Source organism: Microbacterium sp. LWO13-1.2 (genome assembly GCF_038397725.1).
In the GTDB taxonomy this organism is placed as follows: Bacteria; Actinomycetota; Actinomycetes; order Actinomycetales; family Microbacteriaceae; genus Microbacterium.
In genome coordinates, this window is record NZ_CP151634.1 from 1,518,998 (window position 1) to 1,536,883 (window position 17,886).

At 67.6% G+C, this 17,886-nt stretch carries 13 protein-coding genes; 12 read left to right on the forward strand and 1 reads right to left on the reverse strand.

Annotated features, from left to right (window positions below; translation table 11 throughout):
• Positions 1-42: 42 nt before the first annotated feature.
• Positions 43-888: an NAD(P)-dependent oxidoreductase gene (locus MRBLWO13_RS07180; RefSeq protein ID WP_341977421.1), complete on the reverse strand. Its 846-nt coding sequence runs from the start codon at positions 886-888 to the stop codon at positions 43-45.
• 57 nt (positions 889-945) lie between these two features.
• On the opposite strand from MRBLWO13_RS07180, the gene MRBLWO13_RS07185 reads away from it, so the two are divergent.
• From MRBLWO13_RS07185 to MRBLWO13_RS07240, 12 genes are all read left to right on the forward strand, one after another.
• Complete coding sequence (locus MRBLWO13_RS07185) at positions 946-1,959, forward strand: LacI family DNA-binding transcriptional regulator (protein WP_341977423.1); 1,014 nt, start codon at positions 946-948, stop codon at positions 1,957-1,959.
• 87 nt (positions 1,960-2,046) lie between these two features.
• A complete protein-coding gene (locus MRBLWO13_RS07190; RefSeq protein WP_341977425.1) occupies positions 2,047-2,766 on the forward strand; it encodes an L-ribulose-5-phosphate 4-epimerase in 720 nt (239 codons plus the stop codon).
• Positions 2,763-4,346, forward strand: coding sequence for an FGGY-family carbohydrate kinase (locus tag MRBLWO13_RS07195; RefSeq protein WP_341977427.1), 1,584 nt, complete (start codon positions 2,763-2,765; stop codon positions 4,344-4,346). The genes MRBLWO13_RS07190 and MRBLWO13_RS07195 overlap by 4 nt, the downstream gene beginning before the upstream one ends.
• Before the next feature lie 29 nt (positions 4,347-4,375).
• Positions 4,376-5,899, forward strand: a complete 1,524-nt coding sequence (gene araA / locus MRBLWO13_RS07200) for an L-arabinose isomerase (protein WP_341977429.1) — start codon at positions 4,376-4,378, stop codon at positions 5,897-5,899.
• Positions 5,899-6,813 (forward strand): aldose 1-epimerase family protein, encoded by a 915-nt coding sequence (locus MRBLWO13_RS07205; protein ID WP_341977431.1) that lies wholly within the window; start codon positions 5,899-5,901, stop codon positions 6,811-6,813. Before araA ends, MRBLWO13_RS07205 begins: the two co-directional genes overlap by 1 nt.
• The gene (locus MRBLWO13_RS07210) at positions 6,810-8,111 is read left to right on the forward strand and encodes a glycoside hydrolase family 27 protein (protein ID WP_341977433.1); all 1,302 of its coding nucleotides are present in this window, start codon (positions 6,810-6,812) and stop codon (positions 8,109-8,111) included. The genes MRBLWO13_RS07205 and MRBLWO13_RS07210 overlap by 4 nt, the downstream gene beginning before the upstream one ends.
• 127 nt (positions 8,112-8,238) lie before the next feature.
• Positions 8,239-11,067 (forward strand): glycoside hydrolase family 43 protein, encoded by a 2,829-nt coding sequence (locus tag MRBLWO13_RS07215; RefSeq protein WP_341977435.1) that lies wholly within the window; start codon positions 8,239-8,241, stop codon positions 11,065-11,067.
• A gap of 181 nt (positions 11,068-11,248) precedes the next feature.
• Entirely contained in the window at positions 11,249-12,142 is an 894-nt protein-coding gene (locus tag MRBLWO13_RS07220) for an ABC transporter permease subunit (RefSeq protein ID WP_341977437.1), read from the forward strand.
• On the forward strand, positions 12,129-13,121 hold the full coding sequence (locus MRBLWO13_RS07225) for a carbohydrate ABC transporter permease (protein ID WP_341977439.1): 993 nt from the start codon (positions 12,129-12,131) through the stop codon (positions 13,119-13,121). The genes MRBLWO13_RS07220 and MRBLWO13_RS07225 overlap by 14 nt, the downstream gene beginning before the upstream one ends.
• A 62-nt stretch (positions 13,122-13,183) precedes the next feature.
• Complete coding sequence (locus tag MRBLWO13_RS07230) at positions 13,184-14,743, forward strand: ABC transporter substrate-binding protein (RefSeq protein WP_341977441.1); 1,560 nt, start codon at positions 13,184-13,186, stop codon at positions 14,741-14,743.
• A gap of 81 nt (positions 14,744-14,824) precedes the next feature.
• Positions 14,825-15,487, forward strand: a complete 663-nt coding sequence (locus tag MRBLWO13_RS07235) for a DUF624 domain-containing protein (RefSeq protein WP_341977444.1) — start codon at positions 14,825-14,827, stop codon at positions 15,485-15,487.
• Positions 15,488-15,493: 6 nt separating this feature from the next.
• Positions 15,494-17,878, forward strand: a complete 2,385-nt coding sequence (locus MRBLWO13_RS07240; RefSeq protein WP_341977445.1) for a glycoside hydrolase family 2 TIM barrel-domain containing protein — start codon at positions 15,494-15,496, stop codon at positions 17,876-17,878.
• The last annotated feature ends 8 nt before the right edge of the window (positions 17,879-17,886 follow it).

The window sequence follows — 17,886 nt, forward strand, 5'->3', positions numbered from 1 at the left end:
CGATGAGTCCGCCCCGGCCCGCGTGCGCGTAGCCGGGGCGGTTCACCCGTGGTCGCGCCAGGAATGCCGCGGCTCGAAACCGAGCACGCTCCGCGCCTTCTCGATCGAGAGCAGAGTCTCGTGCGGTCCGACCTCGCGGGTCACCGGCACGCCGGGGAACACTTCGGCGATGAGCTCGGCGTTCGGTCGAGACATCACGGTGTCCGCCGCGGCGATGATGAACCGGTCGAAGCCGGGTGCGGCCACCTCGAGCGCGCGCTGCACGGCCTGCGCGCCGTCACGCCCGTCGATGTAGCCCCAGAGGTTCCACTTGCGGCGCAGGGCATCGGCGTCGAAGTCGGGGAACTCCGCATAGTCCTCCGGGTCCATCACGTTCGAGAATCGCAGGGCCGTGATCGAGAGATCGGGGTGCCAGCGGACCAGCTCCGATGCGAGCTGCTCCTCGAGTGTCTTCACGAGCGAGTACACCGACTCGGGGCGGGCCGGATACTCCTCGTCGACGGGGATGTACGGGGGCGGCACGTCGAACGGCAGCCCGAGCACGGTCTCGCTCGAGGCGTACACGATGCGACGGATGCCGAGGCGCACCGCTGCCCAGAACACGTTGAACGTCGCCGGCATGTTGTTGTGGAACGTCGCGACATCGCTGCGGATGCCCGGGGCGGGGATCGCGCCGAGATGCACGACGGCGTCGATGCCGTCGTGACGATCGCCGACGGCGGTGAAAGCGTCGATGACCTGGCCGTAATCCGTCAGATCGACCTGCACGAAGCCGGCTCCTCGAGGGCCGGAGAGGTCCATGCCGATGACCTCGTAGCCGTTCGATCGCAGTTCGCGTGCGACGACGCGACCGAGCTTGCCGGATGAGCCAGTGAGAGCGATGCGCATGTCACCAGAGTGGCACGAAGGCGCGCGGCCGGGGCGCGGGGTCATACACTCAACGGCGTGAGTGAGTCCCGCAGCACCCCCGGCCGCACCGTCGGCGTACGCGATGTCGCGGCGCTCGCCGGCGTCTCCCGGCAGACGGTCTCGCGGGTGTTGAACGACCATCCCGAGGTCGCTGCCGACACCAAGGAGCGCGTGCTTGCCGCCATGGCCGAGCTCGGCTACCGGATGAACAACGCCGCCAGAGCATTGGGCACCCGACGCTCGCGCACGCTCGGCGTGCTGGCATCGGATGCGCTGCAGTACGGACCGTCGCGCAGCATCGCCGCCATCGAGGCTTCCGCTCGCGGGGCCGGGTACTGGGTGAGCGCCGCGTTCGCCGACGCCGGGGATGCCGGGGCGGTGGTCGCCGCCGTCGACCATCTGATCGCCCAGGGAGTCGAGGGCATCGTCGTGGTCGCCCCGCACGCGCGGACCCTCGAGGTGCTCGACGCGCTCCGCACCGGCGTGCCGGTGGTCACCCTGCACTCGGCGGGGCGCGGTGCACGCGGTCTCTCCGTCGACCAGGCGGCCGGAGCGCGACTCGCGGTCGCCGCGCTGGCGGATGCCGGACATACCCGCATCGCGCATCTCGCCGGTCCAGCGGACTGGCTCGAGGCGGAGTCGCGCGCTGACGGCTATGCCGCCGAGCTGGCCGCGCGGGGACTGCCGATCGGACCGGTCATCGCGGGGGATTGGTCTGCGGGATCCGGCTATGCCGCCGTACCGGCGCTGCGGGATTCCGGCGTCACCGCGGTCTTCGCCGCGAACGACCAGATGGCGCTGGGGCTGCTCGGCGGCCTTCAGGAGATCGGTCTCGCCGTGCCGCGCGATCTCAGTGTGGTGGGGTTCGATGACGTGCCGGATGCCGCGTACTACTGGCCCCGGCTCACCACCGTCCGCCAGGACTTCGACGAGCTCGCGCGCCGTGCGGTCGCCGCCGTCGTCGGAGGGGCAGATGCTCCGGCATCCGACCTCGCCCCCGTCGCCCCCGAGCTGATCGTGCGCGACTCGGTGGTGCCGCCGCGCGCCTGAACCGCGTCCGTCGTCTTGACGGTCGGCGGGCTCCGTGACACACTACTGTGACCGGTCACAGTGATCGCCGACGAACCAGAGGTACCCGTGAGCAACGAAGCCCCCGTCTTCTCCACCGAGATCGACGCATCGATCCAGGCCGTGCGGGCCGATGTCGCACGTCTGCACAGCGAACTGGTCCGGTACGGCCTCGTCGTCTGGACGGGCGGCAACGTCTCCGGCCGCGTTCCCGGCGCCGACCTGTTCGTGATCAAGCCGTCCGGCGTCTCGTACGACGACCTGACGCCGGCGAACATGATCCTCTGCGACCTCGACGGCAACGTCATCCCCGGCACGCCGGGCAGCGACCGTTCACCGTCCAGCGACACCGCGGCGCACGCCTACGTGTATCGGAACATGCCGGAGGTCGGCGGCGTCGTGCACACGCACTCGACCTATGCGGTCGCCTGGGCAGCGCGCGGCGAGGAGATCCCCTGCGTGATCACGGCCATGGCCGACGAGTTCGGCGGCCCCATTCCGGTCGGCCCCTTCGCGATCATCGGCGACGATTCGATCGGCCGCGGGATCGTACAGACCCTGCATGGGCACCGCAGCCGCGCGGTGCTCATGCAGAACCACGGACCGTTCACGATCGGCGTGAACGCGAAGGATGCGGTGAAGGCGGCCGTCATGGTCGAAGACGTCGCCCGCACCGTGCACCACGCGCGGGAGGCCGGTCCGCTCATCCCGATCCCGCAGGAGGCGATCGACAGCCTCTACAACCGGTACCAGAATGTGTACGGCCAGAACTCGGACACCCGCCGATGAGCGGCCGCGACGACCTCCTCACCGGTCGCACCAGCCTCGGCATCGAACTCGGCTCGACCCGCATCAAGGCATGCCTGATCGGCGCGGATGCCACCGAGGTGCTCGCCACGGGATCCTTCGCGTGGGAGAACAAACTCGAGGACGGCCTCTGGACCTACGCGCTCGAGGAGGTCTGGCAGGGGGTGCAGGCGGCGCTCGCCGACCTCGTCGCCGACGCGCACGATCGCTTCGGCATCCGCCCCGACTCGTTCGGGGCCATCGGCATCTCGGCGATGATGCACGGCTACCTCGCCTTCGACGATGCGGGTGAGCAGCTGGTGCCGTTCCGCACCTGGCGGAACACGAACACCGGGGTCGCGGCCACCGAGCTCACCGAGCTGCTGGGCGTCAACATCCCGCTGCGCTGGTCGATCGCTCACCTGCATCAGGCCGTGGTCGACGGCGAGGCGCACGTGCCGCAGCTCGACTTCGTCACCACCCTCGCCGGTTACGTGCACTGGAAGCTCACCGGCGAGCGCGTGCTCGGCGTGGGCGACGCGTCCGGCATGTTCCCGATCGATTCCGCGACGGGCGACTATGACGAGCGGATGCTCACCGCATACGACGCCCTCGTCGGTGACCGCATGCCCGCCCCGGTCATCCGCCTGCTCCCGGCTGTGCTCCCCGCCGGTGCCGCGGCCGGAACGCTCACACCCGATGGTGCGAGACTCCTCGATCCGACCGGCGCCCTGAAGCCTGGCATCCCGCTCTGCCCGCCCGAGGGCGATGCCGGCACCGGCATGGTCGCGACCAACTCCGTCGCTCCCCGCACCGGCAACGTCTCCGCCGGTACCAGCATCTTCGCGATGGTCGTGCTGGAGCATCCGCTCGCGAATGTCCACCACGAGCTCGACCTCGTGACGACGCCGGCCGGCGACCCGGTGGCGATGGTGCACTGCAACAACGGCGCGAGTGAGCTCGCTGCCTGGGCCGGTCTCTTCACCCGTTTCTCGGCAGCGGCCGGCCACCCGCTGAACGACGACGCCGTGTTCGACGCGCTGTTCCGTGAGGCGCTGCTCGGCGAAGCGGATGCCGGTGGGCTGCTCGCTTACAACCATCTCGCCGGTGAGCCGATCGCCGGTCTCGCCGAGGGGCGCCCGCTGTTCGTGCGCACGCCCGACAGCGCCTTCACTCTGGCGAACTTCATGCGCGCGCAGCTCTACGGCGTCTTCGGCACGCTCGCTCTCGGCATGCAGGTGCTCGCGGCCGAGGGCGTGGGTCTTGACCGCATGTTCGCGCACGGGGGCATGTTCCGCACCGCCGGCGTCGCGCAGCGGTTCCTGGCGGGAGCACTCGATGCTCCCGTCGCTGTGGGCGAACTCGCCGCCGAGGGCGGAGCGTGGGGCATCGCCGTGCTGGCGTCGTACCTCGCGCACGCCGAGTCTGCCGACCTCGGGACGTACCTCGACCAGCAGGTCTTCGCCGGCGCATCTCTCGCCGTCGTCGATCCCGACCCGTCCGACGTCGCCGGATTCGCCTCGTATCTCGACCGTTACCGTGGAGGCCTCGCCATCGAGGCCGCCGCCGTCGCATCGCTCTGATCTCCACCCAGAACACTGAAGGACCATTCATGACCCGTACTCCGCTCACCACCTCCCTCGACGGCTACGAGGTCTGGTTCCTCACTGGAAGCCAGCACCTGTACGGCCCGGAGACGCTCGCCCAGGTCGCCGCGCAGTCGCAGGAGATCGCCGGCATCCTCGACGCGGCCGGCGAGGTCCCGGTGAAGATCGTCTGGAAGCCGGTCCTGACGGATTCCGCCGCCATCAAGCGGATCGCCCTCGAGGCGAACGCCGACGATTCGGTGATCGGTCTCGTTGCCTGGATGCACACCTTCAGCCCGGCGAAGATGTGGATCGCCGGCCTGGACGCGCTGCAGAAGCCGCTCGCGCACCTGCACACGCAGGCCAACGTCGAGCTCCCATGGGCCGACATCGACTTCGACTTCATGAACCTGAATCAGGCGGCGCACGGCGACCGCGAGTTCGGGTACATCCAGACGCGTCTCGGCGTGCCGCGCAAGACGATCGTCGGTCACGCCAGCGACCCGCGCGTGCGACAGGAACTCGCCACCTGGCAGCGCGCCGCAGCCGGTCTCGCGGCCTCCCGCTCCTTGAAGCTCGCCCGTTTCGGCGACAACATGCGTTTCGTCGCGGTCACCGAGGGCGATAAGACCGAAGCCGAGCTGCGCTTCGGTGTCCAGGTGAACACGTGGGGCGTCAACGATCTGGCCGATGCCGTCGCGGCGGCATCCGAATCCGACATCGACGCCCTCGTCGCCGAATATGAGGAGCTGTACGAGGTCGTCCCCGAGCTGCGCAAGGGCGGCGATCGTCACCAGTCGTTGCGCGACGGCGCGGCGATCGAGCTCGGGCTGCGCTCGTTCCTCGAGGAGGGCGGTTTCGGCGCCTTCACCACCTCGTTCGAAGACCTCGGCGCCCTGAAGCAGCTGCCGGGACTGGCCGTGCAGCGCCTGATGGCGGAGGGCTATGGCTTCGGAGCGGAGGGCGACTGGAAGACGGCCGTGCTCGTGCGCGTCGCGAACGTGATGGGAGCGGGCCTGCCCGGCGGTGCGAGCCTCATGGAGGACTACACCTACGACATGACGCCGGGGGATGAGCTCATCCTCGGCGCGCACATGCTCGAGGTCTCTCCGTCGCTCACGACGGCGAAGCCGACGCTCGAGATCCACCCGCTCGGCATCGGCGGCAAGGACGACCCGGTGCGCCTGGTCTTCACGGCCGACCCCGGCCCTGCCGTCGTCGTCGCCCTCAGCGACATGCGCGATCGGTTCCGCCTCACCGCGAACATCGTCGAGAACGTGCCTCCGCGCGCGTCGCTGCCGAAGCTGCCGGTCGGTCGCGCGGTATGGAAGCCCGCACCCGACTTCAACACCAGCGCGGCGGCCTGGCTGACGGCCGGCGCCGCCCACCACACGGTCATGTCGACCGCGGTCGGCATCGAGGCGTTCCGCGACTTCGCCGAGATGGCCGAAGTCGAGCTGCTCGTGATCGATGACGCGACGACCCTGCCGGAGTTCCAGAAGCAGGTGCGCTGGAACCAGGCGTACTACCGTCTGGCGCAGGGCTTCTGATGGTGTCGCGGTCGGGGCGTCAGCTGCGCATCGCGGCGCACGGGTACGAGGCCGTGATCGCGAGTGTCGGCGCCTCGCTGCGCACGCTCACGCTCGACGGCCGCGACCTCGTCGTGCCGTTCGAGGCAGACGAGGTGCGCCCCGGGTATCGAGGCACGACGCTTGCGCCGTGGCCGAACCGCATCGTCGACGGCCGCTACACGTTCGGCGGCGTCGAGCACCAGCTGCCGCTGACCGAGCCGGCTCGGGGGCAGGCCCTGCACGGGCTGCTGTCGTGGGCGGAGTTCTCGGACCGCGTCGTCGAGGACGACCGCGTCGTGCTCGCCGCGGTCATCGAACCGCAGGGCGGATACCCGTTCCGTATCGAGGTCGAGACCGAGTACCGCCTCGACTCCGGCGGCCTCACGCAGACGGTCACGGCGCGCAACCTCGGGGCGGATGCCGCGCCCTGGGGCACCGGACCGCATCCCTATCTCGTCGCAGGCCCCGGCCGGGTCGATGACTGGACGTTTACGCTGCCGGCATCCGAGGTGCTGACGGTGACCCCCGACCGTCTGAGTCCGGTCTCCGTGGAATCGGTGGCGGAGCATCCGGAGTGGGACTTCCGCGCCCCCCGCGCGATCGGCGATGTGTTCATCGACCACGCGTTCACGGGGCTGTCGCGTTTCGACGGCGTCGCCGAGGTCCGCCTGACGGCAACCGACGGCACCGGTGTCGCGATGACCTGGGATGACCATTGCCCGTGGGTGCAGGTGCACACCGCCGACAATCCAGGGCTCGACGGCATCCACCGAATCGGCCTCGCCGTCGAGCCGATGACGTGCCCGCCCGATGCGTTCAACTCCGCCGTCGACCTCGTTGTGCTGGAGCCCGGAGACACGCACTCCGCCTCCTGGACCATCCGGGCGCTATGAGCACGGTAACCCCGCCGATGGGGTGGAACAGCTGGGACTGCTACGGCACCACGGTGACCGAGGCCGAGGTGCTCGCGAACGCCGAGTTCATGGCCGCGCACCTGCTGGCTCACGGCTGGGACACGGTCGTGGTCGACATCGACTGGTCCGATCCTGCCGCGCGCTCGCACGGCTACAACACGGATGCGCCGCTGGAGCTCGACGAGTGGGGGCGGCTGATCCCCGACCCCGTGCGATTTCCGAGTTCAGCGGGCGGGGCGGGCTTCGGCCCGCTTGCAGTCCGTATCCACGCGCTGGGACTCCGCTTCGGCATCCATACGATGCGGGGCATCCCGCGCCGGGCGGTCGCGCAGAATCTGCCGATCCTCGGAACGGATGCGCAGGCCGCCGATGTCGCCGACGTGACCAACGTCTGCGAGTGGAACCCCGACATGGTGGGTATCGATCACACGCACCCTGCGGCCCAGGCCTACTACGACTCGACCCTCGCGCTGTATGCCGGGTGGGGTGTCGACTTCATCAAGTCCGATGACATGCTCTGGCCGTATCAGGCGGCCGACATCGAGGCATATGCGGAGGCCATCCGCCGGTCCGGCCGCGACATCGTGCTCAGCCTCTCGCCCGGGCGCGACCTGTCGCTCGAACGGCTCGATCACCTGCGTGCGCATGCGGACATGTGGCGCATCTGCGACGACCTGTGGGACTCGTGGGATGACGTCGCGGCGAACTTCGCCCGTTTCGCCCGATGGGCGCCGTTCGCCGGCGAGCACGGCTGGCCGGACGGTGACATGCTCCCGCTCGGACGCATCGGTATCCGTGCCGAACGCGGTGAGCCTCGCGACGACCGGCTGACACCGCACGAGCGCATCTCGCTGATGACGCTGTGGATCATCGCGCGCTCGCCGCTGATGATCGGCGGCGATCTGCCGTCCACGGATCCCGCCACGATCGCCCTGTTCCAGAACGCCGAGGCGCTCGCGGTGATCAGGCAGTCCTCGCGGAACCGCGAGGTGTTCCGCGAAGGGCGACTCGTGCTCTGGGCCGCCGACGGACCGGCCGGCGAGCGGTACGCGGCAGCGTTCAACCTGGGCGACGAGCCGTTCGAGGCCGTGTTGGATGCCGTGAACATCGGTTTCCCGGCATCGGGAACGGTCACCGAGCTCTGGAGCGGTCACGCGGTCGTGCTCGAGCCGGTCTCCGTGCAGAGCGACGCGGCGCGCGGTGTTGCTCCCGGCAGCGCCGCTCTGCGACTGACCCTCCAGCCGCACGGCGCCGCGCTGCTGCGGCACCGCGACTGACGCCTGAGGAAGACGCATTCGGGAAAGGGCTTGCCCGGCGAGTGCCCGTCCTGCTTGGATGTGTGTTGACGTCAACCGTTAACGTCAACACACGGAGCGATGAAGCTTCGATCACAAGGGAGTGGTTATGAAGAGAACGAAGGCTGTCGCCATGGCGGTCTGCACCGCTGCGGTACTGACGGTTTCGGCTGTGGGTTCGGCGCAGGCCGCCGTTCCCACCGGCGACCCCGCGACGTACACCTCTTATCCCGGCATCCAGGACCCGGGGAGTGCATCGCCGAGCTACTTCCAGCCGTACTGGTTCGACGACAACGGCGCCCACATCCAGGCGCACGGCGGCGCGGTCGTCTCCGCCCAGGAACTCGGTGTCGAAGGAGGCGATGTGGTCACCGGTGAGGAGGATGACCGCACCGTCTACTACTGGTACGGCGAAGACCGCAGCAACGGCTACTATGGCAGCCCCGGCGTGCACGCCTACAAGTCCTACGACACGCTCAACTGGACCGACGAGGGCGTCGTGCTGCGCTCGGTGTCCGACGCCGCCGAGCTCGAGTCCGAGTACTTCGACACGCTCTACGACACCGTCGACGACGCCGGACAGCCGCGGGCTGAGCGCATCTCCACGCTGAACTACCACCTCAACACCAACGACGCCGCCGAGCTCACCACGATCTTCGAGCGGCCCAAGGTGCTCTTCAACGAGTCGACGGGCAAATGGGTGCTGTGGTGGCACTCCGACGGGCAGACCTCGGCCGGCGGCAGCATGTACGCCCGATCGATGGCGGGAGTCGCGGTTTCCGACAGCCCGACGGGTCCCTTCCGCCTGACGGGTGTCTATCGGATGCCGAACCGCACCGACTACAAGGCCTGCATCTCGGCCGCAGTTCCCGGTCAGGCGCGCGACATGACGGTCTTCCAGGACGACGACGGCACCGCGTACATCGTCTACTCGTCCGAGGAGAACCGCTCGCTCTACGTCGCCGAACTCGACGCGTCGTACACGAACGTCACGCACACGACCGACGTCGACATGGCGAACGCCGGACAGTACTCCGACGACGGCCGCTACCCGTATCTGTTCGCGGACGGCACCGCCGACGCTCCGGTGCGCGGCGAGGACTTCCAGATCGTGAAGGAATGCGGGATGCTCGAGGCGCCCGCGCTCTTCCAACACGGCGGCAAGTACTACGCCGTGGCATCCGGCGCGACCGGGTGGGCACCGAACCCGCAGACGTACCACACGGCCGACAGCATCCTCGGCACCTGGATCCGCGGCGTCGAGACCGGCGACGTCTACGAGAACGTGGCCTACAACGCGATTCCCGAAGGGGGCGACGGGCTGCTGTCCGTCGGCGACACCCGGCGCACGTCGTTCGGATCGCAGTCGACCAACGTGCTCGACCTCGGCGGCGGCCGCTTCGTCTACATGGGCGATCGCTGGAACTCCGGCGCTGCCGACTCCACATACGTGTGGCTGCCGATCACGATCGGCGAGAACGGTCGTGCCGAGATGCGCAACCCCGCCACCGAGGATCCGACCAGGTGGGCTGCGGGCTGGGACGCGTCGTACTGGGATGACAAGGGCACGGGCACCGAGATCTGGCGCGTCGTCGAAGACGGCCTTCCCGAGACCGTCGAACCCGGCGAGGACTTCTCGGATGCCCTCCCGGCGACTGTCTCCGTCGACGTCGGTGGTGTGACCACCGACGTGGCCGTGGAGTGGAGCGCGAGCTCGTTCACTGAGCGCGGCACGCAGGCGATCATCGGAACGCTCCCGGCGGACGCGCAGTTCACGGCTGGGCGCACCTTCACCCGGACGATCGAGGTCGCCACCCCAGGGGTCGTGAATCTCGCGCCGGAGTCGGCGGTGTCCGCATCCAGCCGTCCGACGCTCGCGCCCACGGTCGTGGACGGCAACGTCAAGGGCAAGGGCTGGGATGACTGGGTCGGCGGCGGCGTCTACCCGAAGTCCGGCTGGCTCTCGTTCTCGTGGCCGTTGGCGCAGGACGTCGACGAGGTCGTCGTGCACACGTACAAGGACGGCGCGGGCGCGACCTGGCCGTCGACGATCGCGGCCGAGTACCTCGACGCGTCGGGCGCCTGGGTCTCGGCGGACGTGAGCGTCGAATTGGCGCAGGATGCCACGGCAACCGCACCCGTCGCAGCGCTCGACGTCTCGGCGTTGCCGCGGACCAACGGCGTCCGCCTGCAGCTGAAGACGGCGACCAACACCTGGCAGTCCATCTCGGAGGTGCAGATCTGGGGCGCCGACGGCGTCGAGGACATCTGCTCGGCTGAGGGCACGGCCGTGTCGGCGAGCTTCTCGCAGACCGAGTGGGAGACGATGCCCGCCCGGAACGCCTGTGACGGCAGCGCCGCGACCTCCTGGTCGACCTGGACCGGCGGCACCATGAAGGACTCGGCGACGTTCACCGTCGAGCCGGCGGCGGCCCGCATCGTCGACAGCGTCGGCTTCACGAACATCGAGGGGACGATCACCGCCGTGGGGGTCGAGTACCGCGATGTCGAGGGCAGCTGGCATGCGACGAGCGCGCAGAACGTCGTGCCGAGCGCCAATGGCGCACCGACGTCGATCTCGTTCGACGCGGTCGTCGCGTCGGCCGTCCGGATGACGTTCGCGACACCGGGGTCGTTCCTGAAGATCCCGGTCCTGGCGGTCGGGGCGCGGTCCTCGGACTTCGTTCCGGCGGTCTCCACGCGCTGCATCGCCGGCAAGGTGCAGCTCGTCTCCAGTGTGCACAATGCGGGCGCCGAACCGGTGGATGCCGTCGTCGAGACGCCATTCGGGCGCAGGGTCGTCGAAGCGGTGGGCGCAGGGGAGAAGGGTTCTGCCGTGGCCGCGACGCGCAAGGCCTCGATCGCCGCCGACGAGGTCGTCGTCTCCGTCGGAGAGTCGACGGTGACGGCGGGTTACGCCGCGAAGAACTGCGGCTGATCCTTGTCCTGACGGGCGGAGTCGGTCAACCGGCGCCGCCCGTCACTTTCTTCTGTTGACTTTCATCGACGGTTAGTTTTAGTCTTGGAATTGCTTCGACGACGAAGCGATGGCATCCCGCAGAGAGGCGAAGATGGCACAGTTGCAGACCTCCCGACCGCGCGCATCAGTGTGGCGGAGCATGATCCAGAACAGGATGCTCCTGTTCATGTGCCTGCCGGCGATCGCGTTCTTCCTGCTCTTCAGCTACGCGCCGCTCCCCGGTATCTGGATCGCGTTCACGAACTTCAATTACAACGACGGGATCTTCGGCAGCCCGTTCGTCGGACTCAAGAACTTCGAGTTCCTGCTCAAGTCCGGTCAACTCTGGCTGCTGACCCGCAACACGATCCTGTACAACGTCGCATTCATCGTGCTCGGCAACATCCTGCAGATCGCGATCGCCATCATGCTCAACGAGGTGCGGCTGAAGTACTTCAAGAAGATCAGCCAGGGCGTCATGTTCCTGCCCTACTTCATCTCGGTCGTCCTCGTCGGCGTCATCGCCTTCAACCTGCTCAACTACGACACCGGCGCGCTCAACGCCCTCATCGTGCAGACCGGCGGCGATCCGGTCAAGATCTACAGCACCGCCGGCGCCTGGCCGCTGATCATCATCCTGGTCCAGCTCTGGCAGAGCACCGGCTACGGCTCCATCGTGTACTTCGCAGCCATCATGGGCATCGACAAGGGGCTGATCGAGGCGGCATCCATCGACGGTGCCTCCGCCTGGCAGCGCATCCGCCACGTCATCCTGCCCAGCCTCAAGCCGACTTTCATCATCCTGCTGCTGTTCTCCCTCGGCGGCATCATGAACGGCAACTTCGGCCTGTTCTGGAACCTCGTCGGCAACAACGCCGCACTCTTCGCCACCACCGACATCATCGAGACCGCGGTCTACCGCATGGTCATGTCGCAGAACAACTTCACGACGTCCACCGCCGTGGGGCTGTACCAGTCGCTGTTCGGGTTCGCGATCGTCATGACGGCGAACTGGATCGTACGAAGGATGAACAAGGACTATGCGCTCTTCTGAACTCGCACCCGCCGTCATCTCCGACCCTGTGACCACCGAGGCGATCGTCCTCGCCGGGCGCAAGCCGCGCGGCAGGAAGCCGGCCGGCAGGCCCATCAAGCTCGAACGCGGCGACTACCTGCTGCGCGGCATCTCGTACGTCACGGTCTCGCTGTTCGCCCTGTTCTGCCTGCTGCCGTTCGTGCTGATCGTGTCGGCCTCGTTCTCCAGCGAGTCCGAGATCATGAAGACCGGCTTCGGACTGCTTCCCAAAGGCTTCACCTTCACGGCCTACGAGTACATCTTCAAGGCGCCGGGTCAGATCATCGGGTCCTACGTCGTCACGATCATCATGACCGTCACCGGCACCGCCGTGGGACTGCTCGTCATCTCGATGACCGGGTACGCCCTCTGGCGCCCGGACTTCCGGTTCCGCAACCAGATCTCCTTCTTCATCTACTTCACCACCCTGTTCTCCGCCGGTCTCGCGCCGACCTTCCTCTGGATCGGTCGCACGCTCGATCTCCGCGGCAACTATCTCGCCGTCTGGCTGCCGCTGCTGATGACGCCGTGGCTCATCATCCTGATGAAGAGCTTCATGCGCACCGTGCCCTTCGAGATCGTGGAGTCGGGCAAGATCGACGGCGCCGGCGACTTCCGCATCTTCTGGCAGCTGACGCTGCCGATGATGAAGCCCGCACTCGCGACCGTCGGGCTCTTCCTCGCCCTCGGCTACTGGAACGAGTGGTATCTGTCGTCGCTGTATCTCGGCAGCACGGTCGAGTTCAAACCGCTCCAGTACCAGCTCTACAACGTGATCAACACGGCGAACGCGCTGCGCAACTCCGTCGCCGGTTCCAACGTCAGCATCACCGACCTGCCGAGCAACACCCTGAAGATGGCGAGCGCGGTCGTCGCGACCGGCCCGATCCTGCTCGTCTACCCGTTCGTCCAGAAGTACTTCGTCAGCGGCATCACCGTCGGCGCCGTCAAGGGCTGATCCCCGCCCCTACCCGCAGCAACACCACCCGCACCAACAGATATGAGCCGAAGGAGTCTCACATGAAGAGAAGGATCATCACGTCCACGGCAGCGCTGATCGCGCTCGGCATCAGCGCGACCGCGCTGACCGCCTGCACCGGTGGCGACGGCGACCAAGAGGGGGGTGCGCCGACCGAGATCACCATGCTCGTACTCGGCGACAAGCCCACCAACGGTCGCCTGGAGGCCATGCTCGACAAGCTCAACGAGCGGCTCGTCGAGAAGGCGAACGCGAAGCTCGACCTGTTCTACGTCGAGTGGGCCGACTGGCAGACGCAGTACAACCTCCAGCTCCTCTCCGGCGACGACAACGTCGACCTCATCACCACCGCGACCGACTGGCTCTACGCGTGGGAGAACGCCAAGAAGGGCGCCTTCCTGCCGCTGAGCGAGGACATGCTCAAGGAGAACGCGCCGAAGACCTGGGAGCAGGTGGATGCTGCAGGCGACTGGGAGCTCACCAAGCTCGACAACGACCAGATCTACTTCATCCCCGAGGACGCTTACACGCAGTGGACCAACCACGGCTTCTTCTACCGCGGAGACTGGGCAGCTCAAGCCGGCTTCGCGAACGGCGAGATCACGAAGTTCGAGGACTTCACGACGTACTTCCAGTGGATCAAGACGAACGTGCCGGACGCGTACCCCTGGGATGTCGCCGGTGCCAATGAGTTCGCCCTCACCGGATACCTCCAGGGGCACACCGACCTGCAGACCATTCAGCAGATCACCGCGGGCAACTACTTCCCGTTCCAGACGCCCGAGGGCGACGAGACCGATGTCACCTCCTGGTACATGGAGGGCGACGAGCTGCTCGCCGCGGCCGAGCTCGCCAAGGAATGGAACGACATCGGCGTGTGGCGCGAGGATGCGCTGAACTACGACGGAGTCACGCGTGAGCTCCTCTACGCAGGACTGACCGGGACCGACCAGCACCACACGCAGACGTTCGTCGGGCAGATCGTCGACAACATGACGACCAAGCAGCCGGGCTCCGACCCGAAGCTGTTCTCCTTCGGGTCCGAGAACGGCAACTACTTCCGCGACATCAAGACGCATGGAGCGATGGCGGTCAGCGCCAATTCGTCTAACCCGGAGAAGGCGCTGCAGGTCTACGACCTCCTCCGCAACGATGAAGAGGCGTACAACCTGATCAACTTCGGCATCGAGGGCACCGACTACGTCGTGACCGACGACGGCAAGCTCGGCTACCCGGAGGGCTACGACTCGTCGACCGACGGTCTCGGCGCCAACTTCTGGGCTGGACGCATGGACGAGTTCGAGCTGCCGCGGACGTCCGAGGCGCCGAACAAGGACGAGATCTACGACGCGCTCGACGCCGATGCCAAGGACTACCCGTACTCGACGCTCGTGGTCGACAAGACGCCGATCGAATCGACCCTTGCGGCCATGAGCGGCGTGCTCTCCGAGTACATCCCGCAGCTGCAGTACGGCAAGTTCGACGACCCGGCGGCGGCGATCGCCGAGATGCGTCAGAAGCTCAAGGACGTCGGCTACGAAGACGCCAGGGCCGATGTCGAAGCGCAGATCAAGGCCTGGGACGAAGCCCGAGAGGGCTGAGCAGGCACCACAGCCGGGCGGGCGGGGCCATCTCGCCCGCCCGGCTCCCGCAGAAGCTCTCATAGAAAGAGGGGGGACGACATGTCGAGCAGCATCCTCGCGCCGGATTCCACGCTGATGCGATTCCTCACGCGGATCGCGGATCTGATGATCCTGAACGTCCTGTTCGTTCTCACATCGCTCCCCATCGTCACGATCGGCGCGTCGCTCACGGCACTGAATTTCGTGGGCATGCGGATCGCCACCGACACCGACCGCACGATCGTCGGCGACTACCTCCGCTCGTTCCGCCGGAATCTCAAGCAGTCGACGCTGCTCGCGCTGATCCTCGCCGGCATCGGCAGTGCGCTCGCCGCCTGGTACTACGTCGTCACCACAGCCCCCCTCCCGTCGATCGCCGTGATCGTGCTGATGGCGATCTGGTACCTGCTCGCGTTCATGTTCGTGATGGCCGCGCTCTATGTGTTCCCCTACGTGGCTCGCTTCGAGGGCAGCATCGGCGAAGTGCTGCGCAACGCCCGCCGGATGTCGATCCGGCATCCGCTCGCGCCGCTCACCGTCGCCGCCCTTACCGCGCTCAGCGTCATCGTGACCATCTACTATCCGCAGGCCACCGCGTGGGGCCTGCTCTGGCTGATGATCGGCTTCGCCGGCATCGCCTTCCTGGGCGGCGCACTCTTCGCCCGCGTGTTCCAGAGATACATATCGGCATCCGCACTCGTCAGCGACCAGGAAGAGGAATAGCACCCCGTGCACACGCAGACCATCGATCAGTGGCTCTTCTCGCGAGCGGACGACCCGGATGCCTGGGCGAAGCGGTACGACGACGCACCATGGCGGGCGGTCGCCGTGCCGCACGACTGGAGCGTCGAGGAGGAGTTCTCCGCCACGTTCTCCAGCGGCACCGGATACCTGCCAGGGGGCATCGGCTGGTACCGGGCGCATGTTCCCACGGCAGGGCTCGGGCTGCGCGAAGACAACGTGGTGCGCCTCGTCTTCCACGGCGTCTACAAGAACGCCGAGGTGTGGGTCAACGGCTACCACCTGGGTCGCCGCCCGTCCGGGCATGCGCGCTTCTCATTCGACGTCAGCGAGATCCTCGCCTACGCCACCGACGATGATCTGGTGATCAGCGTGCGCGTCGACCACACCGACATCTCCGATTCCCGCTGGTACAACGGTTCGGGGCTCACGCGTCGCGTCGACCTCGAGGTGCACGAGCCGGTGCACCTGCGCGAGCACGGCACGGTGGTGACCACACTGGCGGCGGATGCGGCTGAGGCGACGATCCGCATCGAGCAGACGCTCATCAACAGCACGGCAGAGCAGGTCGCCGTGCACGCGCGGCACGAGCTCACCTCCCTGACGACCGGTCGGATCCATGTCGCCGAGGTGTCCGCAGAGATCGCGCCCGGTGCGTCTTCGTCGACCTCGACGGACATGCGGATCGCGGAGCCGGAACTCTGGTCGGACGACGACCCGCGCCTGCAGCGGCTCACGACGACACTCTCGTGGACCGGCGGCGCGGCATCGGGAGAGGCGCAGTACAGCGAGGTGATCGGCATCCGCACCTTCCGCTTCGACCCCGACCACGGCTTCTCGATCAACGGCGACGCGCGCATTCTCACCGGCGTCTGCCTGCATGAGGACGCCGGCTGCCTCGGCACCGCGGTGCCGGTCGAGGTGTGGTTGCGGCGCCTCCTGGCCCTCAAGGAGATGGGTTGCAACGCCGTGCGGATGGCGCACAATCCGCATGGGCCGGAGCTGTACACGCTGTGCGACGCTCTCGGGTTCTACGTCATCGACGAGGCTTTCGACGAGTGGGAGAACGCGAAGAACAAATGGTGGCAGGGGCACAACGTCTACCCGCCGCGGCACCAGGGCTACGCCTCCGACTTCCCCGAATGGCACGGACGTGATCTGACCTCGATGGTCGAGGGCGGTCGCAACCATCCGTCGATCATCGCCTGGAGCATCGGCAATGAGATCGACTATCCGAACGACCCGTACGCGAGCCCGCTGTTCACCGAGATGACCGGCAACAACGACGCGAACAAGCCGGATGCCGAGCGGGTGTACGACCCCACCCGTCCTGACATCCGCCGCCTCACGACGATCGCCAGGAACCTCGCGCGGATCGTCCGCGAGAGCGATCGGACCCGGCCGGTGACGCTGGCCGCGGCGTTCCCTGAGCTCTCCAGCCGCACCGGGCTCTTCGAACCGCTCGACGTCGTCGGATACAACTACAAGGAGCACCTGTACGAGGACGACCACCGTCGGTTCCCTGGCACGCCGTTCCTGGGCAGCGAGAACTCCCATCGATATGCCGACTGGCAGGCCGTCACCGGCAACGAGTTCATCGCCGGCCAGTTCCTCTGGACCGGCATCGACTATCTCGGCGAGGCCCATGGCTGGCCCATCCACGGGTCGGGTGCGGGTCTGCTCACCCTCGCCGGCTTCCCGAAGCACACGTGGCATCTGCGTCGCAGCTGGTGGTCGGATGAGCCGCTCGCCCATCTCGTGGTCCGGCCGTTCACCGAGGGGGAGACGTCGTTCTGGAGCCACCCGGTCTCGCGGTCGGTCGACTTCGCTGCGGCTGGTCCCACCGAGGTCCTGTGCTTCGCCCGGGCCGACGAGGTGCGTTTGACGGTCGGCGGGCAGCAGGTCGATGTCGAGTGGGACGACGAGCACGGCTATTGGCGCGGGGTGGTGCCGGCGCTGACCGGGCCCGTCGAGGTGCAAACGCTGCGCGGCGGCACCGTGGTCGCCACCGATCGTCTCGAGAGCGCGGGCGAGCCGGCGAACCTCGAGGCCGTTGTGTGGCAGTCGCCCGGGGACGCACTAGCGCGGTGCGCCGCTGCGGGGCTGCCCGCCGCGGCCATCGTGCAGATCGAATGCACCATCCGCGACGCGGGCGGTGCCGTCGCGCGCGGCGACGTGCTCGTGGAGGCGAGTATCGAGGGCGGGGAACTGCTCGGGTTGGAGAACGGCGATCTCGCCGACGTCACCCCCTATGCGCTTCCGCAGCGCCGCACGCTGGACGGGCGTCTGATCGTCTTCGTGCGCGCCGGCGGACCGGCATCCGTGCGGCTTCGTGTCGAGGGGCTGGAAGATGCCCTCGTGGTGATCGAGTGATGGGATAC

What these genes read in the sequence shown, in the direction of transcription:
- MRBLWO13_RS07225 (WP_341977439.1), top strand. Translation starts at nt 12,129, where the DNA reads ATGCGCTCTTCTGAACTCGCACCCGCCGTCATCTCCGACCCTGTGACC.
- MRBLWO13_RS07205 (WP_341977431.1), top strand. Translation starts at nt 5,899, where the DNA reads ATGGTGTCGCGGTCGGGGCGTCAGCTGCGCATCGCGGCGCACGGGTAC.
- MRBLWO13_RS07195 (WP_341977427.1), top strand. Translation starts at nt 2,763, where the DNA reads ATGAGCGGCCGCGACGACCTCCTCACCGGTCGCACCAGCCTCGGCATC.
- araA (WP_341977429.1), top strand. Translation starts at nt 4,376, where the DNA reads ATGACCCGTACTCCGCTCACCACCTCCCTCGACGGCTACGAGGTCTGG.
- MRBLWO13_RS07180 (WP_341977421.1), bottom strand. Translation starts at nt 888, where the DNA reads ATGCGCATCGCTCTCACTGGCTCATCCGGCAAGCTCGGTCGCGTCGTC.
- MRBLWO13_RS07210 (WP_341977433.1), top strand. Translation starts at nt 6,810, where the DNA reads ATGAGCACGGTAACCCCGCCGATGGGGTGGAACAGCTGGGACTGCTAC.
- MRBLWO13_RS07220 (WP_341977437.1), top strand. Translation starts at nt 11,249, where the DNA reads ATGATCCAGAACAGGATGCTCCTGTTCATGTGCCTGCCGGCGATCGCG.
- MRBLWO13_RS07215 (WP_341977435.1), top strand. Translation starts at nt 8,239, where the DNA reads ATGAAGAGAACGAAGGCTGTCGCCATGGCGGTCTGCACCGCTGCGGTA.
- MRBLWO13_RS07235 (WP_341977444.1), top strand. Translation starts at nt 14,825, where the DNA reads ATGTCGAGCAGCATCCTCGCGCCGGATTCCACGCTGATGCGATTCCTC.
- MRBLWO13_RS07230 (WP_341977441.1), top strand. Translation starts at nt 13,184, where the DNA reads ATGAAGAGAAGGATCATCACGTCCACGGCAGCGCTGATCGCGCTCGGC.